This window comes from Streptomyces sp. NBC_01264, assembly GCF_026340675.1.
Classification (GTDB): domain Bacteria; phylum Actinomycetota; class Actinomycetes; order Streptomycetales; family Streptomycetaceae; genus Streptomyces.
In genome coordinates, this window is sequence record NZ_JAPEOX010000001.1 from 2,285,757 (window position 1) to 2,309,972 (window position 24,216).

Annotated in this window: 21 protein-coding genes; 5 read left to right on the forward strand and 16 right to left on the reverse strand. The window is 71.0% G+C overall.

Annotated features, from left to right (window positions below):
- Positions 1 to 90 precede the first annotated feature (90 nt).
- Positions 91 to 870, forward strand: coding sequence for a peptidylprolyl isomerase (locus OG435_RS10415; RefSeq protein WP_266876533.1), 780 nt, complete (start codon positions 91 to 93; stop codon positions 868 to 870).
- 207 nt (positions 871 to 1,077) lie between these two features.
- Positions 1,078 to 2,307 (forward strand): DUF349 domain-containing protein, encoded by a 1,230-nt coding sequence (locus tag OG435_RS10420; protein ID WP_266876534.1) that lies wholly within the window; start codon positions 1,078 to 1,080, stop codon positions 2,305 to 2,307.
- Between the two features lie 72 nt (positions 2,308 to 2,379).
- Here OG435_RS10420 and OG435_RS10425 read toward each other — a convergent pair whose 3' ends face one another.
- The 15 genes from OG435_RS10425 to pgsA all read right to left on the reverse strand — a co-directional run bounded on the left by OG435_RS10425 (position 2,380) and on the right by pgsA (position 18,365).
- The gene (locus tag OG435_RS10425; RefSeq protein WP_266876535.1) at positions 2,380 to 4,815 is read right to left on the reverse strand and encodes a RelA/SpoT family protein; all 2,436 of its coding nucleotides are present in this window, start codon (positions 4,813 to 4,815) and stop codon (positions 2,380 to 2,382) included.
- Positions 4,816 to 5,088: 273 nt separating this feature from the next.
- The gene (locus tag OG435_RS10430; RefSeq protein ID WP_266876536.1) at positions 5,089 to 5,643 is read right to left on the reverse strand and encodes an adenine phosphoribosyltransferase; all 555 of its coding nucleotides are present in this window, start codon (positions 5,641 to 5,643) and stop codon (positions 5,089 to 5,091) included.
- Complete coding sequence (gene secF / locus OG435_RS10435; protein ID WP_266876537.1) at positions 5,640 to 6,692, reverse strand: protein translocase subunit SecF; 1,053 nt, start codon at positions 6,690 to 6,692, stop codon at positions 5,640 to 5,642. The genes OG435_RS10430 and secF overlap by 4 nt, the downstream gene beginning before the upstream one ends.
- A 3-nt stretch (positions 6,693 to 6,695) precedes the next feature.
- Entirely contained in the window at positions 6,696 to 8,480 is a 1,785-nt protein-coding gene (secD, locus tag OG435_RS10440; protein ID WP_266876538.1) for a protein translocase subunit SecD, read from the reverse strand.
- Between the two features lie 153 nt (positions 8,481 to 8,633).
- Positions 8,634 to 9,101, reverse strand: coding sequence for a preprotein translocase subunit YajC (gene yajC, locus OG435_RS10445; protein WP_266876539.1), 468 nt, complete (start codon positions 9,099 to 9,101; stop codon positions 8,634 to 8,636).
- A 165-nt stretch (positions 9,102 to 9,266) separates the two neighbouring features.
- Positions 9,267 to 10,328: a Holliday junction branch migration DNA helicase RuvB gene (ruvB, locus tag OG435_RS10450; protein ID WP_266876540.1), complete on the reverse strand. Its 1,062-nt coding sequence runs from the start codon at positions 10,326 to 10,328 to the stop codon at positions 9,267 to 9,269.
- A gap of 235 nt (positions 10,329 to 10,563) precedes the next feature.
- The gene (ruvA, locus tag OG435_RS10455) at positions 10,564 to 11,196 is read right to left on the reverse strand and encodes a Holliday junction branch migration protein RuvA (protein WP_266876541.1); all 633 of its coding nucleotides are present in this window, start codon (positions 11,194 to 11,196) and stop codon (positions 10,564 to 10,566) included.
- Positions 11,193 to 11,729: a crossover junction endodeoxyribonuclease RuvC gene (gene ruvC, locus OG435_RS10460; RefSeq protein WP_266881618.1), complete on the reverse strand. Its 537-nt coding sequence runs from the start codon at positions 11,727 to 11,729 to the stop codon at positions 11,193 to 11,195. The genes ruvA and ruvC overlap by 4 nt, the downstream gene beginning before the upstream one ends.
- A gap of 180 nt (positions 11,730 to 11,909) precedes the next feature.
- A complete protein-coding gene (locus tag OG435_RS10465) occupies positions 11,910 to 12,662 on the reverse strand; it encodes a YebC/PmpR family DNA-binding transcriptional regulator (RefSeq protein ID WP_266876542.1) in 753 nt (250 codons plus the stop codon).
- Positions 12,663 to 12,719: 57 nt separating this feature from the next.
- Positions 12,720 to 13,310, reverse strand: coding sequence for a pyridoxal 5'-phosphate synthase glutaminase subunit PdxT (pdxT, locus tag OG435_RS10470; RefSeq protein ID WP_250744713.1), 591 nt, complete (start codon positions 13,308 to 13,310; stop codon positions 12,720 to 12,722).
- Positions 13,311 to 13,318: 8 nt separating this feature from the next.
- Positions 13,319 to 14,236, reverse strand: coding sequence for a pyridoxal 5'-phosphate synthase lyase subunit PdxS (pdxS, locus tag OG435_RS10475; RefSeq protein ID WP_030294529.1), 918 nt, complete (start codon positions 14,234 to 14,236; stop codon positions 13,319 to 13,321).
- Between the two features lie 152 nt (positions 14,237 to 14,388).
- Positions 14,389 to 14,928 (reverse strand): hypothetical protein, encoded by a 540-nt coding sequence (locus OG435_RS10480; RefSeq protein ID WP_266876543.1) that lies wholly within the window; start codon positions 14,926 to 14,928, stop codon positions 14,389 to 14,391.
- Positions 14,929 to 15,592: 664 nt separating this feature from the next.
- Positions 15,593 to 16,756 carry a glycosyltransferase family 4 protein gene (locus OG435_RS10485; protein ID WP_266876544.1) on the reverse strand — a complete coding sequence of 388 codons (1,164 nt, stop codon included), beginning with the start codon at positions 16,754 to 16,756 and terminating at the stop codon, positions 15,593 to 15,595.
- Positions 16,753 to 17,691, reverse strand: coding sequence for a phosphatidylinositol mannoside acyltransferase (locus OG435_RS10490; RefSeq protein ID WP_266876545.1), 939 nt, complete (start codon positions 17,689 to 17,691; stop codon positions 16,753 to 16,755). Before OG435_RS10490 ends, OG435_RS10485 begins: the two co-directional genes overlap by 4 nt.
- The gene (pgsA, locus tag OG435_RS10495) at positions 17,691 to 18,365 is read right to left on the reverse strand and encodes a phosphatidylinositol phosphate synthase (protein ID WP_266876546.1); all 675 of its coding nucleotides are present in this window, start codon (positions 18,363 to 18,365) and stop codon (positions 17,691 to 17,693) included. Before pgsA ends, OG435_RS10490 begins: the two co-directional genes overlap by 1 nt.
- 331 nt (positions 18,366 to 18,696) lie before the next feature.
- Between pgsA and OG435_RS10500 the strand changes: the two genes are divergently transcribed.
- Both OG435_RS10500 and OG435_RS10505 read left to right on the forward strand, forming a co-directional pair.
- The gene (locus tag OG435_RS10500) at positions 18,697 to 20,910 is read left to right on the forward strand and encodes an elongation factor G-like protein EF-G2 (protein ID WP_266876547.1); all 2,214 of its coding nucleotides are present in this window, start codon (positions 18,697 to 18,699) and stop codon (positions 20,908 to 20,910) included.
- Positions 20,911 to 21,148: 238 nt separating this feature from the next.
- A complete protein-coding gene (locus OG435_RS10505) occupies positions 21,149 to 22,819 on the forward strand; it encodes a hypothetical protein (RefSeq protein ID WP_266876548.1) in 1,671 nt (556 codons plus the stop codon).
- Between the two features lie 84 nt (positions 22,820 to 22,903).
- Here OG435_RS10505 and OG435_RS10510 read toward each other — a convergent pair whose 3' ends face one another.
- Entirely contained in the window at positions 22,904 to 23,464 is a 561-nt protein-coding gene (locus tag OG435_RS10510) for an HIT family protein (protein ID WP_266876549.1), read from the reverse strand.
- A gap of 67 nt (positions 23,465 to 23,531) precedes the next feature.
- On the opposite strand from OG435_RS10510, the gene OG435_RS10515 reads away from it, so the two are divergent.
- Positions 23,532 to 24,194, forward strand: coding sequence for a potassium channel family protein (locus tag OG435_RS10515; RefSeq protein ID WP_266876550.1), 663 nt, complete (start codon positions 23,532 to 23,534; stop codon positions 24,192 to 24,194).
- The last annotated feature ends 22 nt before the right edge of the window (positions 24,195 to 24,216 follow it).

Consider the following 24,216-nt stretch of genomic DNA (forward strand, 5'->3'; position numbering starts at 1 on the left):
CGGCGCCGCTCATTACACAGCGAACCCATATACGGTACGGCCTAACCCAGCCCGGACAGTGGTACCAGACACGCACAAGGAGACGACCCGGTGGTCACGAGCGATCAGCGGCGGCGCCAGCTCGCCAGGGAGAAGTACGAACGCCAGCAGAAGCGGCGTGCCGAAGCGCGGCAGAAGTCGCGCAAGCGGCTCGCCGTGATCGGTGCGGCGGTGGCCGTGGTCGTGGCGGCGCTGGTCGGCCTCGTGGCCGGCGGTGTGTTCGACAAGGACAAGAAGGACGAGGCGGCCGACCCGGCCGCGTCCCCCTCGGCCCAGCCCACCCCGCAGCAGTCCCCTTCCCCGGCGATGGCGATCGACGCCAAGGCGAAGTACACCTTCGACCTGAAGACCAGCGCGGGCGACATCAAGGTCGAGATGGATGCGGCGAAGGCCCCGCAGACGGTCAACTCGTTCAAGTCGCTCGCCGACAAGAAGTTCTTCGACAACACCAAGTGCCACCGCCTGACGACGGGCGGCATCTTCGTCCTGCAGTGCGGTGACCCGCAGGGCACCGGCTCGGGCGGCCCCGGCTACACCATCCCCGACGAGAACCTCGACGGGCTGGGCAAGCCCAACGCGACGGGCCAGGTCGTCTACCCGGCGGGCACGGTGGCGATGGCCAACGCCGGCCCCGGCACGGGCGGCAGCCAGTTCTTCCTGGTCTACAAGGACAGCCCGCTGGCTCCCTCGTACACCCCCTTCGGCAAGATCGACGCGGCCGGCCTGAAGGTGCTCGAAGAGGTGGCCAAGGCCGGTGTGGCCGACGGCGGCCAGGACGGCGCCCCCAAGACCCCCGTGACCATCGAGAAGGGCACCGTCACCCAGAACTGACCGGGACCGGGCGCCCCGGGCCCGGACTGCATCCGCGATGGCGCTTCGGACGTCGGTACGCCGATATTCCGTCGTGCTGGATGCGGACAGCCGGCCCGGCGGTCGCCTATGTTGGCGTTGTGCAGGGCGGGCGCGGCCCGCCCCAGGAAACTGTGGACGATGCCCAGGGGGTTGACCCCTCGCAAGGCATCAGGTGGAGGAGGCGCTGTGAGCAGCGACCCGTGGGGCCGAGTCGACGAGACCGGCACCGTGTACGTGCGTACTGCCGATGGCGAGAAGGTCGTCGGCTCGTGGCAGGCCGGCACCCCGGAGGAGGCCCTGGCCTACTTCGAGCGCAAGTACGAGGGCCTGGTGGTCGAGATCGGCCTCCTCGAACGACGGGTGCGGACCACCGATCTGGCCGCCAAGGACGCCCAGACGGCCATCGAGCACCTGCGCACGCAGGTGGACGAGCACCACGCCGTCGGCGACCTCGACGCGCTGCGCGTCCGGCTCGACAAGCTGGTGTCGACCGTGGACTCGCGCCGCGAGGAGCGCAAGGTCCAGAAGGCCAAGCAGACGGACGAGGCCCGTACGGCCAAGGACGCGCTGGTGGCCGAGGCCGAGGAGCTGGCGCAGAGCGACCAGTGGCGCAGCGCCGGCGAGCGGCTGCGGGCCCTGGTGGACATCTGGAAGGGTCTGCCCCGCCTCGACCGCAAGTCGGACGACGAGCTGTGGCACCGCTTCTCGCACGCCCGCTCCGCCTTCTCCAAGCGCCGCAAGGCCCACTTCGCCTCGCTCGACGCGCAGCGCGAGGACGCCCGCAAGGTCAAGGAGAAGCTGGTCGCGGAGGCCGAGTCGCTGTCGAAGTCGACCGACTGGGGTCCGACGGCCGCGCGCTACCGCGAGCTGATGGAGAACTGGAAGGCCGCGGGCCGCGCGCAGCGCGAGTCCGAGGACGACCTGTGGAACCGTTTCCGCGGCGCCCAGGACGTGTTCTTCGCGGCCCGCAGCGAGGTGTTCGCGGAGCGCGACGCCGAGCAGGTGGAGAACCTGAAGCTGAAGGAGGAGCTGGCCGACGAGGCCGAGAAGCTCGTCCCGATCACGGACCTGAAGGCGGCCCGTGCCGCGTTCCGTTCCCTGAACGAGCGCTGGGAGGCCATCGGCCACGTACCGCGGGACGCGCGTCCCAAGGTCGAGGGCCGGATGCACACCGTCGAGCGGGCCATCCAGGAGGCCGAGGAAGGCGAGTGGCGCCGTACGAACCCGGAGGCGCGGGCCCGTGCGGCCGGTCTGACAGGTCAGCTGCAGGCGGCGGTCGACAAGCTGCGCGGCCAGATCGACGCGGCGCGCGCGCAGGGCAACAACTCCAAGGCCGACAAGCTGTCCCGGGAGCTGGAGGGCCGCCAGGCCCTGCTGGACCAGGCGCTGAAGGGTCTCGAGGAGTTCGGCGGCTGATGTCGCGGACGCCCGGCACGTGAGAGGGCCCCGGTACGCACTGCGTACCGGGGCCCTTTCACATGTGCGGTGCTACGGCCTGCGGGCCGAGGTCACGCGGTAGACGTCGTAGACGCCCTCGACGCCCCGTACGGCCTTCAGGACGTGGCCCAGGTGCTTGGGGTCGCCCATCTCGAAGGTGAACCGGGAGGTGGCCACCCGGTCGCGGGAGGTCTGCACGGCCGCCGACAGGATGTTGACGTGCTGGTCCGACAGGACCCGGGTGACGTCCGACAGCAGCCGGGACCGGTCCAGCGCCTCGACCTGGATGGCGACCAGGAAGACGGAGGACTGGGTGGGCGCCCACTCGACCTCCAGCATCCGCTCGGGCTCCTGCGAGAGGGAGTCCACGTTGACGCAGTCGGCGCGGTGCACCGATACGCCGCTGCCGCGCGTGACGAAGCCGACGATCGGGTCGCCGGGCACCGGGGTGCAGCAGCGGGCCAGCTTGACCCACACGTCCTCGACGCCCTTGACCACCACGCCGGGGTCCGCGTTGCCGCGGCGCGTGCTGCGGCCGCGGGCCGGCGGGATGGTGTCCTCGATGTCCTCGTTGGCCGCGTCCTCGCCGCCGAGGGCCTGGACCAGCTTCTGCACGACGTTCTGCGCGGTGACGTGGCCTTCGCCGATCGCCGCGTAGAGCGAGGAGATGTCGGGGTAGCGCATCTCGTGGGCGATGGTGACGAGGGAGTCGCCGGTCAGGATGCGCTGGATCGGCAGGTTCTGCTTGCGCATGGCCCGTGCGATGGCGTCCTTGCCGGACTCGATCGCCTCGTCGCGGCGCTCCTTGGAGAACCAGGCGCGGATCTTGTTGCGGGCCCGCGGGGACTTGACGAAGCCCAGCCAGTCGCGGGAGGGTCCGGCGCCCTCGGCCTTGGAGGTGAAGACCTCGACCAGGTCCCCGTTGTCGAGGGTCGATTCGAGCGGTACGAGCCGCCCGTTGACCCGCGCTCCTATGGTCCGGTGGCCGACCTCGGTGTGGACGGCGTAGGCGAAGTCCACGGGGGTGGCGCCGGCCGGCAGGGCGATGACGTCGCCCTTGGGCGTGAAGACGAAGACCTCGTTGCGCGAGAGGTCGAAGCGCAGCGAGTCGAGGAACTCGCTCGGGTCCTCGGTCTCCTTCTGCCAGTCCAGCAGCTGGCGCAGCCAGGCCATGTCGTTGACGGTGTCGTGGCCCGCGCTGCCCTTGGCCGCCTGCGGTACGTCGGTGCGTACCTTGGAGGTGCCGGCGACGGTCTGCTGCTTGTACTTCCAGTGCGCGGCGATGCCGTACTCGGCGCGGCGGTGCATGTCGAAGGTGCGGATCTGCAGCTCGACGGGCTTGCCGCTGGGGCCGATGACCGTCGTGTGGAGCGACTGGTACATGTTGAACTTCGGCATCGCGATGTAGTCCTTGAACCGGCCGGGGACCGGGTTCCATCGCGCGTGCACGGTGCCGAGGGCGGCGTAGCAGTCCCGGACGGTGTCGACGAGGACCCGGATGCCGACCAGGTCGTAGATCTCGGCGAAGTCGCGGCCGCGCACGATCATCTTCTGGTAGACGCTGTAGTAGTGCTTGGGGCGTCCGGTGACGGTGGCCTTGATGCGGGCGGCCCGCAGGTCGGCCATCACCTCGTCGGTGACGACGGTCAGGTACTCGTCCCGCTTGGGTGCCCTTTCGGCCACCAGCCGCACGATCTCGTCGTACATCTTGGGGTAGAGGATCGCGAAGGCGAGGTCCTCCAGCTCCCACTTGATGGTGTTCATGCCCAGCCGGTGCGCCAGCGGGGCGTAGATCTCGAGGGTCTCGCGGGCCTTCTTCTCCTGCTTCTCCCGCTTGAGGTAGCGCATGGTGCGCATGTTGTGCAGGCGGTCGGCGAGCTTGATCACGAGGACCCGGGGGTCCTTGGCCATGGCCACGACCATCTTGCGGACGGTCTCGGCCTGGGCGGCCTCGCCGAACTTGACCCGGTCGAGCTTGGTGACCCCGTCGACGAGCAGGGTCACCGCGTCGCCGAAGTCGCGCCGCAGGTCCTCCAGCCCGTACTCGGTGTCCTCCACGGTGTCGTGGAGCAGCCCCGCCATCAGCGTGGCCGGGTCCATGCCCAGCTCGGCGAGGATCGTGGTCACCGCGAGCGGGTGGGTGATGTACGGGTCACCGCTCTTGCGCTTCTGGCCGCGGTGCCAGCGCTCGGCGACCTGGTACGCCTGCTCGATCTGCCGGAGCGTGGCCGTCTCGATCTTCGGGTCGTTGCTGCGGACTATGCGGAGCAGCGGTTCCAGGACCGGGTTGTACGGGTTGGAACGCTGCACGCCGAGGCGGGCTAGCCGGGCGCGCACCCGATTGGAGGATCCGGCCGACTTCGCGGACGCGGGCTTGACCGGCGGGGCCGGCGGAGCCGGCGTGGGCGTGGCGGCGGCCGCCGCGGCCGGCTGCTCGGCCTCCGGGTCGGGCTGCGCGGCGGAGATTGGCTGGACCTCGTCTGGCAAGAGCGCTCCTCAGCGGTTCCGGTACCCGTGTCCGGTCCGGACAACCCATCGTAGCGAGGGTTCCGCCACCTCGTTCCCCGAGTCCACCCCGACTCGGGCCGGTCCCGGCCACATCCAGCCCGTCCGGCGTTTGAGGACCGGGGTCCGGGGCGGAGCCCCGGGGAACGGTGGAAGGGCGGGTAGGGGACAAGCCCCCACGCAGCACCCCGCACACGCGGAAGCGGGCGCGCCCCGGGATTCCCCCGGGGCGCGCCCGCTTCACAGTCAGCGTCGTCAGACCACGATCAGCGCGTCCAGCGGCGCATCGCCCAGTACGGGCACCAGCCGCTCACGCCCCGGCAGGAACGAGAGCTCCATCAGGACCGCGACCCCCGCGACCTCCGCCCCGGCCCGCCGGATCAGCTCCAGCGAGGCCGCCGCGGTACCGCCGGTGGCCAGTACGTCGTCGATGACCATGACCCGGTCATCCGCGCACAGCGCCTCCGCGTGGATCTCGATCTCCGCCGACCCGTACTCCAGGTCGTAGGACTGCAGGAGCGTGGCCCCGGGCAGCTTCCCGGCCTTGCGGACCGGCACGAAGCCGATGCCCGCCTGCACGGCCACCGGAGCCGCCAGGATGAATCCCCGCGCCTCCAGCCCGACGATCTTCGTCGCTCCGTACTGCCCGGCCAGGGCCACCAGCGCGTCCGTGAGGGCGCCGAACGCCTTCGGGTCGGCCAGCAGCGGGGTGATGTCCTTGAACATCACGCCCGGCTTCGGGTAGTCCTCGACGTCCGTGATCCTGCTGAGCAGCAGGTCCCGTACGCCGGAGGGCAGCTCCGTGGTCACCGGCGCCGTCCCGACCGGCCCTGCGCCACTGCCTCGGAGGACTCTTCGGTGCCGGCGTCCTCGGGCGATTCGCCCCTGGCCTCGGCCGACGCCCGCTTCGCGAGCACCCGCTTCTTCAGGGCCTTCATCGCCGGCTCGCGCTCCTTCAGGTCCACGACCAGCGGGGTCGCGATGAAGATCGACGAGTAGGCACCGGCCGCGAGGCCGACGAACAGCGACAGCGAGATGTCGTTCAGCATGCCGGCGCCCAGGAAGCCGCCACCGATGAAGAGCAGCGCCCCGACAGGGAGCAGGGCCACGACGGTGGTGTTGATCGAGCGGACCAGGGTGCCGTTGATGCTGCGGTTGGCGACCTCGCTGTACGTCCAGCGGCTCTGCTTGGTGATGTCCTTCGAGCCCTCCTTGAGACCGTCGAAGACGACGACGGTGTCGTAGAGGGAGTAACCGAGGATGGTCAGCAGACCGATGACCGTACCCGGGGTGACCTCGAAGCCGACCAGCGCGTACACGCCGACGGTGATCGTGAGGTCGTGGATCAGGGCGATGAGCGCCGCGATCGCCATCCGCCACTCGAAGGCGATGGCCAGGTAGATCACCACGAGGACCATGAACACGCCGAGGCCGGTCCACGCCTTGTTGGCGATCTGCTCGCCCCAGCTGGGGCCGACCAGGTCCGCGTTGATCTGGCCCGCGTCCATCTTGAAGTCGGCGGCGAGCTTCGTCTTCACGTCGGCCGCGGCGTTGGTGTCCAGATCCGAGATCTGGATGCGCAGGGCGCCGGTGCCGAGCTTCTGGACGACCGCGTCGTGGCCGGAGGCCTTCTCCGCGACCTCGCGGGCGTGGGTCTCCGAGATGGTGGACTTCGGGGTGGTGAAGACGGCACCACCCTTGAACTCGATGCCCATGTTGAGGCCCTGAACGGCCAGGGCCACGATCGCCGTGATGGTGATCAGGATGGAAACGCCGTACCAGACGAAGCGCTTGCCGACGAAGTCGTAGCCGACCTCACCCCGGTACAGCTTGGCGCCGAGATCTCCGAGCTTCGACATCTCTCACGCCTCCTTTGCGTCGACGGGAACGGAGACGGTCGCGGCGGCCGCGCCGGAGCCGGTACGACGCGAGCGTCGCAGCGGCGGCTTGGCGCCCAGTCGCTTCGGGTCCAGCCCGGACCACGGGTGACCGCTGGCGAAGAAGTTCGTACGGGCCAGCAGCGTCATGACGGGCTTGGTGAAGAGGAACACCACGACCACGTCCAGCAGGGTCGTCAGACCCAGGGTGAAGGCGAAGCCCTGCACCTTGCCGACGGTGACGATGAACAGGACCGCGGCCGCCAGGAACGACACGAAGTCGGAGACCAGGATGGTGCGACGGGCACGGGGCCAGGCGCGCTCGACGGCCGGACGCAGGGTGCGGCCCTCGCGGATCTCGTCGCGGATGCGTTCGAAGTACACGATGAACGAGTCCGCGGTGATGCCGATCGCGACGATCGCACCACAGACGGCAGGCAGGTTCAGCGCGAAGCCGATGCCCTTACCGAGCAGCGCCATGATCGTGTACGTGAGGATGCCGGAGACGATGAGGCTGATGATGGCGACGAACGCCAGGCCCCGGTAGTACGCCAGCAGGTAGATCACGACGAGGGCGAGGCCGATGGCGCCGGCGATGAGGCCGGCCTTCAGCTGCTCGCCGCCGAGCGCGGCGGAGACGGTGGTGACGCTGTCCTCCTGGAAGGACAGCGGCAGGGCGCCGTACGAGAGCATGTTGCCCAGGTCCATCGCGGACTGCTGGGTGAAACCGCCGGAGATCTCGGCGTTGCCGCCCGTCAGCGCCTCGCGGACGTTGGGGTCGGAGATGACCTCGCCGTCGAGCACGATGGCGAACTGGTTCTGCGGGGGCTGCTTGGCCGCGAGCTCACCGGTGATCTTGGCGAACTTGTCGGCGCCCTTGTCGGTGAACTGCATCGTGACGATCCAGATGCCACGCTGCTGGTCGATGATGCCCTTGGCGTCCTTGACGTCCTGGCCGTTGACCTGGGCCGGACCGAGCACCCACTTGTACCAGACGCCGTCGCGCTTGCCGCAGGCGAGCGTCGGGTCCTCGGGCTTGACGTTCTTGGTGGCGGCGGTGCGCTGCGCCTCGTTGGTGCAGTCCAGCGCGGCGAACTTCGCCTGCAGGGCCGCCGCGGCGGCCTGGTCGGCGGAGGTCGCGGACGGCGACGTGGACGGGGTCGCCTTGTCGTCTGCCTTCTTCGACTCGCTCGCCGAGGGCGAGGGAGAGGGGGCGTTCGGGGCCTTGAGGGCCTCACTGACCGCACGGCCCTGGGAAGTGGCGCTGGACGACGGGGTGGCCTTGGCGGACGGGCTGCCCGAGCCGCTCGGGGCGGCGCTCGGGGAACCGCTCGACTCGGCCTCCGGAGGTGCCGGGGCACCCTCGGTGACGGCGAGCACGGGGCGGAAGTAGAGCTGGGCGGTGGTGCCGACCTGCTCGCGCGCCTGCTGCTCGTTCGTCCCCTTGGGGATGTTCACGATGATGTGGTCCGTGCCCTGCTTCTGGACCTCGGCCTCGGAGACGCCCAGACCGTTGACGCGGCGTTCGATGATGCCGATCGCCGTGTTCATGTTGGTCTCGTTGATCGCGTCCGGCTTACCGGGCTCGCTCTTGGCCTTGAGCGTGATGCTCGTACCGCCGGCGAGGTCGATGCCGAGTCGCGGCGTCGTCTGCTTCGTGAGGAACATCCCCGCGGTGAGCGCCACCATCGCGATCAGGATGATGGCCAGGGAACGCCCCGGCCTCCCCTGAGCCCCCGTGGGCCGCCGGCCCTTCTTCGGTGCTGCCACCTTGTCGTATCTCCCTGTCCAACCGTCCGGCGCCGGGTCAGCGCGTCGACGGCCACGAAATGTGTGTGGGGACCCCTGCCCCCCGCAGAAGGGTCACTGGCGGGGACCGACGGGGCTGCCGGTCTGGCGCCCCGCTCGGTCCCCGGCCCAGCGCTACTTCGCGCCGGCCTCGCCGTCGGTCTTGCCGTCCTTGGGCTCGTCGCCCTTGGGCTCCTCCGCCGCGGGCTCGTCGGCCTTGGGCTCGTCCTTCTTGCCCAGGTCGAGCTTGGGGGCCTCGTCCCCGGTCAGGGAGGACGCGTCGTCGGGGACGACCGGCGTGTCGATCGTCAGATCATCGGTGATGCCGTGGACGATGCGGTTGTACTCCTCGTCCTCCAGCACGGCGCCGATGGAGTTCTTCGCGTAGAGCGCGTAGACGCCGGGAGCCACCTCGAGCGTGACGGTGTCTTCGCCGATCTCCTTCACCGTGGCGTACATGCCGCCGATGGTGCGGACGCCGGTGCCGGCGGTCAGCTGGTCGCGCATCTGCACGGCCTGCTGCTGCTTCTTCTTCTGGCTGCGGGTCAGCAGGAACATCGCCCCGATGATCAGCACGAACGGAAGGAGGGACATGATATTCACGGGACGCAGGTCCTTCGCATCGACCGCACGAGCGCACGGCCTTTGTACGGGGGGTGGGTACGCCGACCGTAAGGGTCGGCATCGGCGGAGTCTAGGCGAGTCCGCACCGATGGAACAACGCCCAGCATGTCACCGCAGTTCCTGAGGGGGCGAACCTCCGCGCCGTCAGGTCCCGAAGAGGCCCTGTTGTCCGCTTGATCCGTTCGCGCCCTGCTGTGGTGGCACAAGTCCCAGGTGAGCCCATGCGGCGGGGGTCGCGACCCGCCCCCGCGGGGTCCTTGCCAGGAGCCCCTCCCGTACGAGGAACGGCTCGGCCACCTCCTCGACGGTCTCCCGCTCCTCACCGACGGCGACGGCGAGCGTCGACAGGCCGACGGGCCCCCCGCCGAAGAGCTTCAGGAGCGCCTCCAGGACGGCCCGGTCCAGCCGGTCGAGCCCGCGCTCGTCGACCTCGTAGACCTTCAGGGCGGTGCCGGCGACCTCCCGGTTGATCACGCCGTCGGCCCTGACCTGGGCGTAGTCGCGGACGCGGCGCAGCAGCCGGTTGGCGATACGGGGGGTTCCGCGCGAGCGGCCGGCGATCTCGGCGGCGCCGGCGGTGTCGATCTCCACGTCGAGGAGGCGCGCGGAGCGGTGGATGACGCGCTCCAGCTCCTCGGGGGCGTAGAACTCCATGTGGCCGGTGAACCCGAAGCGGTCGCGCAGCGGGGGCGGGAGCAGGCCGGCCCGGGTCGTGGCCCCGACGAGGGTGAACGGGGGAAGTTCCAGCGGGATGGCGGTGGCCCCCGGACCCTTGCCGACGATCACGTCGACGCGGAAGTCCTCCATGGCCATGTAGAGCATTTCCTCGGCGGGCCGGGACATGCGGTGGATCTCGTCGAGGAAGAGGACCTCGCCCTCCTGGAGGGAGGAGAGGATGGCGGCGAGGTCGCCCGCGTGCTGGATGGCGGGTCCGGAGGTGATCCGGATGGGCGCACCCATCTCGGCCGCGATGATCATGGACAGGGTGGTCTTCCCCAGGCCCGGGGCGCCCGACAGCAGCACGTGGTCGGCGGTGGCGCCGCGCTGGCGGGCCGCCTTGAGGACGAGGTCCAGCTGCTGGCGGACCTTCTCCTGCCCGACGAACTCACCGAGGTCCTTGGGTCGCAGGGCCGCCTCGACGGCGGTGTCCTCGCCGTCCGCCGCGGCTGCGACGATCCGGTCGTCGCTCTCGTCATCCCAGTTCACGGTGTCAGTCTGCCTTCTCGGTGGTGCGGTGGTCTGTGCGCGGGCCGTTTCCCGGGGCTCCGCCCCGGTACCCGCTCCTCGAACGCCGGAGGGGCTGGGTGGTGGCCTGCCTCGGCCCGCCCGGGCCCGCTGCGTGCTCCGTGCGCGGGGAGCCGGACATCAGCCGGATCCAGCCCCTCCGGCGTTTGAGGAGCGGGGGGCGGGGGCCGGCCCCCGGCAACGGCGCCGCACCCTCTTACCGGGTCCGGTTCAGGGACTGGAGCGCGGCTCGCAGGAGCTGCGGAACCGGGGCCGAGCCGCCGGCGGCGATGGCCTCCTCCGCCTGCGGGGTCACCGCCGAGACGGCCTCCTCCGCGTCCCGGGGCGCGTACCCGAGGCCGACCAGGGCGGCGGAGAGCTGCTCCGACCACGGGGCCGGGCCGGAGGCCGCCGCGCGCTGCGCGCCGACCATGCCGCTCGATCCCAGCGGCGCGCCGAGCTTGTCCTTGAGGTCCAGCAGGAGCTTCTGCGCGCCCTTCTTCCCGATGCCGGAGACGGCCATCAGCGCCTTCTCGTCCCCCACCGACACGGCTACGCGGAGCGCGTCCGGGCTGTGCACCGCCAGCATGGCCTGGGCGAGCTTCGGTCCGACCCCGCTCGCGGTCTGCAGGAGCTCGAAGACCTGGCGCTCGTCGTCGTCGGCGAAGCCGTACAGCGTCAGCGAGTCCTCCCGTACGACCAGGGACGTCGCCAGCCGGGCCGGCTCACCGGTCCGCAGGCCCGCGAGGGTGTTCGGGGTGCAGTGCACGGCCATGCCCACTCCCCCGACCTCGATGACGGCCAGGGTGGGGGCGAGCGCGGCGACCGGGCCGCTGACGAAGGCGATCATGTGGTGCGGCCTTTCAGGGCGCTGGCATGCCGGTTGACGGCCTGCTGGAGGCGGTTCTGCGCGGGGGCGCGCCAGATGTGGCAGATGGCGAGGGCGAGGGCGTCCGCCGCGTCGGCGGGCTTGGGCGGGGCGGACAGCCGCAGCAGTCGGGTGACCATGGCTCCGACCTGCGCCTTGTCGGCGCGCCCGCTGCCGGTGACGGCGGCCTTGACCTCGCTCGGGGTGTGCAGCGCGACCGGTATGCCGCGGCGAGCGGCGCACAGCATGGCGACGGCACTGGCCTGGGCGGTGCCCATCACCGTACTGACGTTGTACTGGCTGAACACCCGCTCCACGGCGAGGACTTCGGGACGGTACTCGTCGAGCCATTCCTCGATGCCCCGCTCGATGCCGACGAGCCGGTCGCCCAACTCGGCGTCCGCGGGCGTCCGTACGACCCCCACGCCCAGCATCGTCAGGGGGCGGCCCGCCACCCCCTCGACCACACCGACACCGCATCGGGTCAGGCCCGGGTCAACGCCCAGTACGCGCACCGCGCCCCCTCTCTCGATCACCCGGCCGTGTTCGTGCAGGCTATCCGGCACCACTGACAAAGAACGGGCCGACAGGGTGTGTCCTGTCGGCCCGTCCAAAACAGCAACCATCAATCGAGCAACCCAGACGGCGGGCAACCACGTCCGCGAGAGCGGCGGCGGTTTGGCCGCAAGGGGGGATCAGGCGTCGACCTTCTCCATGACCTCGTCCGAGACGTCGAAGTTGGCGAAGACGTTCTGCACGTCGTCGCTGTCCTCCAGCGCGTCGATCAGCTTGAAGATCTTGCGCGCGCCCTCCTCGTCCAGCTCGACCTGCATGGTCGGCAGGAAGTTGGAGTCGGCCGAGTCGTAGTCGATGCCGGCGCCCTGGAGCGCGGTACGGACCGCGACCATGTCGGTGGCCTCGCTGATGATCTCGAACTGATCACCGAGGTCGTTGACCTCTTCCGCGCCCGCCTCGAGCACCGTCTCCAGCACGTCGTCCTCGGACAGCTCGCCCTTGGGCAGCAGGACGACGCCCTTGCGGTTGAACAGGTACGAGACCGAGCCCGGGTCGGCCATCGAACCGCCGTTGCGGGTCATGGCGACCCGCACGTCGGACGCGGCACGGTTGCGGTTGTCGGTGAGGCACTCGATGAGCACCGCGACGCCGTTCGGGCCGTAGCCTTCGTACATGATCGTCTCGTAGTCGGCGCCGCCGGCCTCGAGGCCGCCGCCGCGCTTGACCGCGGAGTCGATGTTCTTGTTCGGGACCGAGCTCTTCTTCGCCTTCTGGATGGCGTCGAAGAGGGTCGGGTTGCCATCGATGTCGGCGCCGCCCATACGGGCCGCGACCTCGATGTTCTTGATCAGCTTCGCGAAGAGCTTGCCGCGCTTGGCGTCAACCACGGCCTTCTTGTGCTTCGTCGTAGCCCATTTAGAGTGGCCGGACATCTGCCTGTCTCCTTCGCGTCACCAACAATGTTCGCCTCAGATCCTACCGGGACACCGTTACAGCCCCGCGCGCACCATGTCGACGAAGTACGCGTGGACCCGGTCGTCACCCGTGAGCTCCGGGTGGAACGAGGTGGCGAGGACATTGCCCTGGCGCACGGCGACCGTGTGACCGTCGTACGTGGCGAGCACCTCGGCGGCGCCGCCGACGGACTCGACCCAGGGAGCGCGGATGAACACGCCCTCCACCGGACCGCCCTCGATGCCGGCGAAGTCGACCTGCGCCTCGAAGGACTCGTTCTGCCGGCCGAAGGCGTTGCGGCGCACGATCATGTCGATGCCGCCCAGGGTCTCCTGGTCCTCACGGCCGTCCAGCAGCTTGTCCGCGAGCATGATCATGCCGGCGCAGGTGCCGTAGACCGGCATCCCGGCCCGTACGCGCTCGCGCAGCGGCTCCAGCATGCCGAACAGCACGGCGAGCTTCGACATCGTCGTGGACTCGCCGCCGGGGATCACCAGGGCGTCGACCTCGGCGAGCTCCTCGGGACGCCGGACCGGCCTGGCCACGGCGTCAGCCGAGGCCAGGGCGATCAGGTGCTCCCGTACGTCGCCCTGGAGTGCCAGGACACCAATCACGGGGGTGGTCATGGTGATGACTACCAGCCGCGGTTGGCGTAGCGCTCGGACTCGGGGAGGGTGTCGCAGTTGATGCCGACCATGGCCTCGCCCAGGTTGCGGGAGGCGTCCGCAATGATCTTCGGGTCGTCGTAGAAGGTGGTGGCCTTCACGATGGCGGCGGCGCGCTTGGCCGGGTCGCCCGACTTGAAGATGCCGGAGCCGACGAAGACGCCCTCGGCACCGAGCTGGCGCATCAGCGCGGCGTCGGCGGGGGTGGCGACGCCACCGGCGGAGAACAGCACGACCGGGAGCTTGCCGAGCTCGGCGACTTCCTTGACCAGCTCGTACGGGGCGCGCAGCTCCTTGGCGGCGGCGAACAGCTCGTTGTTGTCGTAGCCGCGCAGGCGGGCGATCTCGTTCTTGATCTGGCGCAGGTGGCGGACGGCCTCGACGACGTTGCCGGTACCGGCCTCGCCCTTCGAACGGATCATGGCCGCGCCCTCGGCGATGCGGCGCAGGGCCTCGCCCAGGTTGGTGGCGCCGCAGACGAAGGGGGTGGTGAACGCCCACTTGTCGGAGTGGTTGACCTCGTCGGCCGGGGTCAGGACCTCGGACTCGTCGATGTAGTCGACGCCGAGGGACTGGAGCACCTGGGCCTCGACGAAGTGGCCGATGCGGGACTTCGCCATGACCGGGATGGAGACGGCCTCGATGATCTCTTCGATCATGTTCGGGTCGGACATCCGGGCGACGCCTCCGTCCTTGCGGATGTCGGCGGGGACCCGCTCGAGGGCCATGACGGCCACGGCGCCGGCATCCTCGGCGATCTTCGCCTGCTCGGCGTTGACCACATCCATGATCACGCCGCCCTTGAGCTGCTCGGCCATGCCGCGCTTGACGCGGGAGGTGCCGATCGCCGACTCGGCGGACTGCGGGGTGGAGGGAAGCGTGCTCACGGATTGACCTCACTCGAAAGGAAGATTCAGGCGCTACTGGCGACCGCCAGGGCGATCTGGTGGTACTCGACCGAGGAAACCTTCTGGACCAGTCCACGGCAAGGGCCAATGTGCAGCCGGTGGCTCCTTGCGATTTGGCCATTGGGTACAAGTTACGGCCGTTCGGCCAGATCCACCGGAGGCTCGTCGTCCATCTCGAAGGCCAGCGGGAAGGGCGCGTGGCCCGCCAGCCGGAACCAGCGGACCTTGCGGTGCCGGCGCAGGGCGCGGGCCGCGCGGACGGCGTCGTTGAGGAACCGGCGTGCCATCGGCACCCGGCGGACCGCCGCCGCGAGCTCCTCGGCGGCCTCCGCCCCGCCCGGCGCGGCCTTGAGCACGTCGACCTGCTCCGCGTCGGCGAAGACGGCCCGCAGGGCCTGGCTGAGCTCGCTCTCGGCGACCTCGCGGTGCTCCTCCTCCGCCTGGCGGGCGGCGTGCGCGGCCTCGTACAGGACGAGGGAGGAGGCGGGGTCCAGCACCCCGGAGGTCGCGACTTCCAGCACCACGGAGGCCCGGCGGACGAGCTGCGCGTCGAGGGCGGCGCGGGCGGCGTCCATCCGCGAGTGCAGCCGGTCGAGCCGGCCGGCGGTCCAGCTGAGGTACACGCCGACGAGGCCGAGGCCCAGGGCAATCCAGACAAGGGTTTCGATCACGGGCCGCGACCTTACCTTTCCATGCGCCGCTCGCGCGCCTCGGCCCTGGCGGGCCTCCCCTCTCGACGCGCCGCGCACCTTCTTGACGCGCCGCGCACCTTCTTGACGCGGAGCTCGCACCGCTGCGCGGGCTTCGCCCCGCTGCGCCAGCCTCCGGCCGGCGGGGCCGGGCGGTGTTGCCGCCACCGCCGCCTGGCGCGGGCCCCGGTGGGCGCGTGCGGGCGGGCCCTGCGGGGCGAAGTCCCCTACCCGCCCTTCCACCGTTCCCCGGGCTCCGCCCGGACCCCGGTCCTCAAACGCCGGACCGGCTGAAGCAGGGGTCCCGGACTGCGCCCAGGTCGACGCCGGCCGAATTCAGCCCCTCCGGCGTTTGAGGAGCGGGGGTCCGGGGGCTGGCCCCCGGGAACGGCGCCGCACGCGGCAACGGGTCCGGGGCGGAGCCCCGGGGAACGGTGGAAGGGCGGGTAGGGGACTCCGCTACGCGCAGCGGCACACCCGCAGCCGGGGCCCGCGCGGGCGGACGGACCACAGCGGCCGCACCCGGACGGGGCCGGAGACCCGGGCAGGCCGGGTCCGGCCAGGCCGGGCGGGACCAGAACCGGCCGGGGCCGGGACCGGGGCCGTGCCGGGGCCGGGGCCGGGGCCCAGCAAGGGCCGGGACGGGCTACCCCTCGCGGGAGAGGCCCAGGCGGGTTCGGAGGGGGACTCGTTCGTCCTCCGCGACCGCCGCCGCGCCGTCCGTGACCGTTTCGTAGACCGCCAGGATGTCCGCCGCCACCGTCGACCAGTCGAAGCGGCGTACGTGGGCCGCGCCCCGGGTGCTCAGTTCCGCGCGGCGGGCCGGATCGCGCAGGAGGGCGATCGCCGATGCCGCCAGGGAGTCGGGGTCCTCGTTCGTGAAGAGGGCCCCAGCCGACCCCTGGTCCAGGACCTGCGCGAAGGCGTCGAGGTCGGCGGCAAGGACGGCCGCGCCGGCCGACAGGGCCTCGACCAGGATGATGCCGAAGCTCTCGCCGCCCGTGTTCGGGGCCACGTACACGTCCACGCTGCGCAGCAGCCGCGCCTTGTCCTCGTCCGAGACCATGCCGAGGAACTCGACCCGGGCGCGGAGTTCGGGCGGGAGGGAGGCGACGGCCTCCTCCTCGTCGCCGCGGCCCGCCACCAGGAGGCGTACGTCCGGGCACTCGGCCACGATCCGCGGGAAGGCCGCCATCAGGACCGGCAGGCCCTTGCGCGGTTCGTCGATGCGGCCGATGAAGCCGAGGGTCCGGCCCGACCAGGCCGGGTTCGGTTCGGCCTTGGCGAAGAAGTCCACGTCCACGCCGTTGGGGATGACCACCGCGTCCCCGCCGAGGTGCTCGACCAGCGTGCGCCGCGCGTACTCGCTCACCGCGATCCGGGCGCTGATCTTCTCCAGCGCCGGCTGCAGGATCGGGTACGCCGCGAGCATGGCCCGGGAGCGCGGGTTGGAGGTGTGGAAGGTGGCCACGATCGGGCCGGACGCCGCCCAGCAGGTCAGCAGGCCCAGGGAGGGGGAGGTGGGTTCGTGGATGTGGACCACGTCGAAGACCCCGTCGTGCAGCCAGCGCCGTACGCGGGCGGCCGACAGGAAGCCGAAGTTGAGCCGGGCGACCGACCCGTTGTACGGCACCGGCACCGCCCGCCCCGCCGAGACCACGTACGGGGGCAGCGGGGTCTCGTCGTCCGCCGGGGCCAGGACCGACACCTGGTGGCCGAGGCCGATCAGGTGTTCCGCCAGGTCCCGGATGTGGAACTGGACCCCGCCGGGGACGTCCCAGGAGTACGGGCAGACGATGCCGATCTTCACGCGGCGTGCTCCTCGGGCCGGGCGGCGACGCCGTGGCCGGCGATCTCCAGATCGTCCAGCCACAGCCGCTGGAGCATGTGCCAGTCCTGCGGGTGTTCGGCGATGCCCTGCGCGAAGGCGTCGGCGACCGCCTGCGTCATGACGGCCGTCTTCTCCTGCCGGGTGCCCTTCTCGGGCACCTCCACCGGGGGGTGGATCCGGCCGTACATCTTCGGCGCGTCCCCGTAGTACAGGGTCGCCGGGAGCAGGACGGCGCCCGTCTGCTGGGCGAGCAGCGCCGGGCCGGCCGGCATGCGCGCCGTCGAGCCGAAGAAGTCCACTTCCACCCCGGAGGCCGACAGGTCCCGGTCCGCGACCAGGCAGACGAGCCCGCCGGAGCGCAGCCGACGCGCGAGCGTGCCGAAGGCGGCGCCGCCGTTGTGCGGGAGCACCTCCATGCCCAGGCTCTCGCGGTAGGCGACGAAGCGGTCGTAGAGGGTTTCCGGCTTGAGGCGTTCGGCGACCGTGGTGAACGGGACTCCGATGTGGGTGACGGCCCAGGCGCCGGCGAGGTCCCAGTTGGCCAGGTGCGGGAGGGCGACGACCACTCCGCGCCCGGAGGCCAGTGCCTCGCGCAGGATGTGGTCGTCCTTCATCTCCACGTCGGTGCTGAATCGTTCCTTGGCCATGGTCGGCAGCCGGAAGGACTCCATCCAGTACCGCATGTAGGAGCGCATGCCCGCGTGCGACAGCTCGCGCAGCCGCTCGGGCGTCGCGTCGGGCACCACCCGGGCCAGGTTCGACTCCAGGCGCAGCACGCTCTTGCCGCGCCGCTTCCAGGTGAAGTCCGCGATCCGCCTGCCGAGGGCCCCCGCGGCCGGCTCGGGGAGCTTCTTGACCCCGGCCCAGCCGAGCCCGTACAGCCCGTCGACCAGCTTGTCCTGTGCCTTGCCCATCAGGGCGTACCGCCTTCGGAGGGGGCTCCCGCGGCAGCGGCGGCGTCGGCCTCCGCCGATTCGCGCCGTACGGTCACCACGCGCTGGATCAGGGTCACGAGCGAGCCCGCGGCGACCACCCAGAGGGCGATCGGCAGCAGCAGGCCGATCCACGAGGGGACTCCGAAGGTCTCCAGGCCGGACAGACCGGCCGCGACCAGCGTGATCACCAGGCGTTCGGCGCGCTCGATGAGCCCGTTGACGGCCACCGGCAGGCCGATCGACTCGCCCCGGGCCTTGGTGTACGAGACCACCTGGCCGCTGGCCAGGCAGAAGATGGCGACGGCGCAGAGCGCGTTGTTGTTCCCGGAACCCGCGTACCAGAGCGCGAGTCCGCCGAAGATCGCCGCGTCCGCCACCCGGTCGAGGGTGGAGTCGAGGAACGCGCCCCACCGGCTGGAGACGCCGGCCTGGCGGGCCATGTTCCCGTCCACCAGGTCGGAGAACACGAAGAGCGTGATGGTGATCGTGCCCCAGAAGAACTCGCCCATGGGGAAGAAGACCAGGGCTCCGGCCACCACTCCGGCCGTGCCGATGAGGGTGACCGCGTCGGGACTCACTCCCATCCGGAGCAGAAAAGCGGCGAATGGCGTGAGAACACGCGTGAAGAATGCACGCGCGTACTTGTTCAGCATGGCCTTCCCGGAGGGTCGCTGGGCCGCACGGCCACCACGGCCACCGGCTGGCCCATCGTAGCCAGGGCCCCGGGCCATCGGCGCCGCGCACCCACCGGTTCACACGACGCGGGCCGTTCTCGGGCCGTTCGCCACGTTCCGGACGGCCTTGCGGGCACCCCCCGCCGGGTCCTGCCGGTTCCCGCCGGGTCGGGCCGCGCCCGCGGTTTCCGCGCCTCCGGTACGACGTATGGACGCCGTGTGACGGCAGTGCAAAGCTCGAAGGAGGCCTTTTCCTCCGCATCCCTCTCCATCCCTCTCCATCCCCCTCCAATCGGGAGGTACGAGCATCGTGGGAGCCGCATCGCACCAATCCGGAGCCGCCGGAAGAGCACCGACGGCCGACCACCCGGCCTCCGTACGGAACGTCGTGCTGGTCGGCCACAGCGGATCCGGCAAGACCACCCTGGTCGAAGCCCTGGCCCTGACCGCCGGCGCCGTGAACCGGGCCGGGCGCGTCGAGGACGGCGCCACCGTCTCCGACTACGACGAGATCGAACACCGCCGCCAGCGCTCCATCCAGCTCTCCCTGGTCCCCGTGGAGTGGGCCGGGATCAAGATCAACATCCTGGACACCCCCGGTTACGCCGACTTCGTCGGAGAGCTGCGGGCCGGGCTGCGGGCCGCCGACGCGGCCCTCTTCGTGGTCTCGGCCGCGGAGGACGGCGACGGGCTCTCCGGCGCCACCCGCATGGTCTGGGACGAATGCGCCGCCGTCGGCATGCCCCGGGCCATCGTCGTGACCCACCTGGAGGCCGCCCGCGCCGACTACACGCAGATGACCACGGTGTGCGGGGACGCCTTCGGGGCGGACGACCCCGATGCCGTGCGCCCGCTCTACCTGCCCCTGCACGGCCCCACCGCCCCCGACGGCCACGCCCCGGTGGCCGGACTGCTCGGGCTGCTCTCCCAGCGGGTCTACGACTACTCGTCCGGCGATCGCGCCGAACGCGACCCGGACCCCGGCGAGCTCGCCCTCATCACCGACGCCCGCGCCCGGCTGATCGAGGGGATCATCGCCGAGAGCGAGGACGAGACCCTCATGGACCGCTATCTCGGCGGCGAGGACATCGACCTCAAGACCCTGGTCGACGACCTGGAGCGGGCCGTCGCCCGCGGCACCTTCCACCCCGTCCTGATGGCCGCCCCGGCCGCCGACGGCGCCCGCAAGGGCCTGGGCACCGTAGAACTCCTCGAACTGATCACCGGCGGCTTCCCCACTCCGCTGGAGCGCCCGCCCGTCGGGGTCACCGCTCCCGACGGCGCGGCCCGCCCCGCGGTCACCTGCGATCCCGCCGGACCGCTCGTCGCCGAGGTGGTGAAGACCTCCTCCGACCCCTACGTCGGCCGCGTCTCGCTCGTCCGCGTCTTCTCCGGCACCCTGCGCCCGGACGAGACGGTCCACGTGAGCGGGCACGGACTCGCCGACCGCGGACACGAGGACCACGATGTGGACGAGCGCATAGGCGCCCTGACCTCGCCTTTCGGCAAACAGCAGCGCACCCTCACCCACTGCGTCGCCGGCGATCTCGCCTGCGTGGCCAAACTCACCCGCGCCGAAACCGGCGACACCCTCTCCGCCAAGGACGGCCCCCTCCTGATGGAGCCCTGGCCGATGCCCGACCCGCTGCTCCCCCTCGCCATCGAGGCCCACAGCAAGGCCGACGAGGACAAGCTCTCCCAGGGCCTGGCCCGGCTCGTCGCCGAGGACCCGACCATGCGGCTCGAACAGAACCCGCACACCCGCCAGCTCGTCCTGTGGTGCCTCGGCGAGGCCCATCAGGACCTCGCCCTCGAACGCCTGCGCACCCGGTACGGGGTCCAGGTCGACCCGGTCCCGCACAAGGTCAGCCTCCGCGAGACCTTCGGCGCCAAGGCCGGCGGCCGGGGGCGGCACGTGAAGCAGTCCGGCGGGCACGGCCAGTTCGCCATCTGCGAGATCGAGGTCGAGCCGCTGCCGCCGGGCAGCGGCATCGAGTTCGTCGACAAGGTCGTCGGCGGAGCGGTGCCGCGCCAGTTCATCCCGTCCGTGGAGAAAGGAGTCCGGGCGCAGGCCGCCCGGGGGCTCGCGGCCGGCTACCCGCTGGTCGACGTACGCATCACCCTGCTCGACGGCAAGGCCCACTCGGTGGACTCCTCCGACGCCGCCTTCCAGACCGCGGGCGCCCTCGCCCTGCGGGAAGCCGCCGCCGGGGCCCCGGTCCAGCTCCTCGAACCGGTCGCCGAACTCGCCGTCCTCGTCCCCGACGAGTACGTCGGCCCCGTCATGAGCGACCTCGCCGGACGCCGGGGCCGCGTCGTGGGCACCGATGCGGCGGGCACCGGGCGCACCCGGGTCCTCGCCGAGATCCCCGAGATCGAGATCGGCCGGTACGCCGTCGAGCTGCGCTCCGTGTCGCACGGCACGGGGCTGTTCAGCCGTACGTACGCGCGGCACGAGCCGATGCCGCCGCAGATAGCGGACAAGTTGCGCGAACAGCCCGAGAAGGGAAGCCAACTGACATAGCGTCACTGAAGCCGCCCACCCAACCCGCTTGCGGTGGGCGGCATTTACCTGTCCCATCACCATGGGGAGGAATCGGCCGATAGGCTCGTCCGCGCGTGAGGCGGGCAGGCCGAACGGGTAGACCAAGCGGGTAGGCCGAGAGCGTGAGCGGGAACGCCGCACCGGGAACACCACCCGGCGCGGACGGCATCGCGGGCAGGCCCGCACACGAGCACGACGCACAGCGATGGGGGCAGCGGTGGCGGACGACGGATTCGACTTCAGGCCCGGGGCACAGATCCCACTCCAGGGCGGCGGCGGCCAGACCGCCGCGACCAACGCCCTCGCGTCTGCCGCCTACCGGGACGGCGGGCGCGACACCAAGCTGGAAAAGATACTCGAGGCCAACAACGACTACTACGAGTCGGTCATCAAGCCCGGCAAGATCCCCCAGCTCGCCCCCAACCTCGGCGAGGCCTTCTGCCGCGCCGTCGAGACGCGCACCATCCCGCCCACCCGCAAGCCCCTCATCCAGTCCTTCGGCGCCGACCCGCAGACGGTCGTCGAGCACTGTCTGGCCGCTTCGCGGATCCGCAAGGAGCGCGACCGCAAGCTCCGCCTGATCATGCTGGTCTGCGGCGTGGCCTTCCTTCCGGGCCTACTCCTGTGGCTCGGGCTCTTCTGGGGCCGCAAGGCCCTGGCCTCCTCCGATGCCAAGCGTGCCTCGTGGCTGGGCACGGCGCTGCTGGTCGGCGTGGGCCTGGTGGTCGCCGTGCTGATGTTCCGGCTCCCGGTGACCGGGTTCCTGGGGCTCTACGTCCGCGCGATGGTCATCGCCCCCGTCCTCGGCTGGTTCCTCGCCAGGCGGCTCTGCCAGGCCACCGCCACCGACCTGCGCTCGCGCTGGGACGGCCTCATCGACGGCGGCGGAGGGGTTGCCGCCAAGATTCCCGAAGCCGTCCCCGGCAACCCCGACGAGAAGGCCCGGGAGGACCTGCGCCACTCCCTCGCCAAGCTCACGGCGGAAGACCGCAGCAACGCCGCCTTCTACGCCGGCCCCAAGGGAATCCTCGGCATGGGCACCCGCTGGGGCAGCTGGCAGATGGCCGAGGAACTCGCCCCCAGGAACGAGGGCGCCGAGATCCATCCCTTCCGCAGCTGGGACGTCGTCCGGGCCATCGACACCGAGCTCCGCAAACTGGAGCGGGGGCCCCTGCACACCGGCGGCCTCCCGCCCGCTTCGATCCAGCACTGGATCGTCACCCACGTCGGAAAGGGAGCCAAGGAGGTCGCCCGCCCCAGCGGAGCGGACGTCGACACCTTCCTCGTCAAGCCGCACGAGATCACACGGATCTGCAACGAGCAGCAGTTCAACAAGGGCACCCGGCACTACCTCGGCATCCAGTACCCGGTCTGGGACGGCCAGCTCGTCATCACCATGCTGGTCACGGTCACCGTGCTCTACAAGACCCTGCGCGTGGAGGTCACCGGCCACGCCCTCGGCCCCGTGCACAGTCTGTTCAGCACGAAGTCGAAGGCCCCGACCGACGAGGTAGCCAAGTCGGTACGGTTCTGGGAGACCGTGGAGCTCCTGCGGCCGGTGGTCGAGACGGACGAGGTCATCCGCCTCACCGTGCGCGCCCCCTTCACCTGGTACCCGCCGCTCCTGGACTTCCTGGGCGGCAAGCTCGTCCTCCCGGAGCCCTTCGGCGTCCGCCACGTCTGGGCGGACCAGCCGTGGGAGCACCGCTTCATGGCGGACGACGCGATGCGCACCGCGACCCCGGTCCTGCGCGCGGTGCACAAGGCCGCGATGCGCGTCCTGGAGGAGAACGGGGTCGACACCGACCGCTTCACCAACCGGTCGAGCATCGTCAGCGGTCTGATCCAGGACGCCGCACCGCGCAAGGCGGACGTCTACGACGCGTGAGGCCGCGCGGACTTCCGCGCGGCCTGCCCTGGTCGGCCTGCCCTGGTCGGCCTGCCCTGGGCGGTGGGCCCTGGCCGGCCGGAGCTAGTCGGTGGGCCAGGCGTCCGCGAGCATCTGGCGGGTGTCCGCGAGGAGTTGGGGCAGCACCTTGGTGTGGCCCACGACCGGCATGAAGTTCGTGTCCCCGCCCCAGCGGGGCACGATGTGCTGGTGCAGGTGCGCGGCGATGCCGGCCCCGGCGGCCTGGCCCTGGTTCATGCCGATGTTGAACCCGTGCGCACCGGAGGCCTTGCGCAGCGCGACCATCGCACGCTTGGTGAGGTCGGCGAGCTCGAGGGTCTCGGCGGCGTCCAGGTCCGTGTAATCGGCGACGTGCCGGTACGGCACGACCATCAGGTGACCGCCGTTGTACGGGTAGAGGTTGAGCACGGCGTAGACGTGCTCGCCCCGGGCCACGACCAGCCCGTCCTGGTCCGACATCTCCGGAATCCCGCAGAAGGGACAGCCGTCCCCGGCCTCCGGCCCGGTCGGCTTGTTCTCCCCCTGGATGTACGCCATCCGGTGGGGCGTCCACAGACGCTGGAACGCGTCCTGCGTGCCCACACCGATCTGCTGCTCCGGCTCAATCGTCATGGGATGCAGCATATGACCTTGGCCCGGAGCGGCGTGTCGCCGGGGCGAACACCGGTGGGCGGGACGCGATGCTGGGCCCATGAACGATGCACCCGAGACCGGTGACCAGGCCTGGGAACGCCGGACCGAGCTGCCCCTGTTCTACGCCTCCCTGCTCTTCCTCGCCGGCTACACCCTCTCCGTACTGGCCTACCGGACGCACCCGCTGATGCGCGACATCGGGCTCGGCCTGGTCGTACTGACCTGGGCCTGCTTCATCGTGGACTACGTGGCCCGGCTGCTGCTGAGCCGCACGCGGCCCCTGCGCTTCGTGCGCGTGCACTGGCTGGACACCCTGATCGTGCTGCTGCCGCTGCTGCGGCCGCTGCGCATGGTCAAGGTCCACGACGCGATCCAGGCCCGCTACAACCGCCCGCGCCGGAACCTGTACGCGCGCGTGATGTCGTACGCGGGCCTGTCGGCCGGGCTGCTCGGTTTCGCGGGCGCCCTCGGGGTCCACCACTTCGAGCGCCGGGCCCCGGGAGCCTCGATCCTCACGCTCGGGGACGCGGTGTGGTGGGTGTGCGAGACGCTGACGACGGTGGGCTACGGGGACATGGCCCCGGTGACCCCGGGGGGCCGGATCATCGCGGCGTTCATGATGGCCGGCGGACTGGCGCTGCTGGGCGCGGTGACGGGTTCCTTCTCGTCGTGGATGCTGCAGGCCTTCCGGCGGGAGGACGAGGAAGCCCCCGGGAAGTGAGACCTCCCGGGGGCTTCCTCCC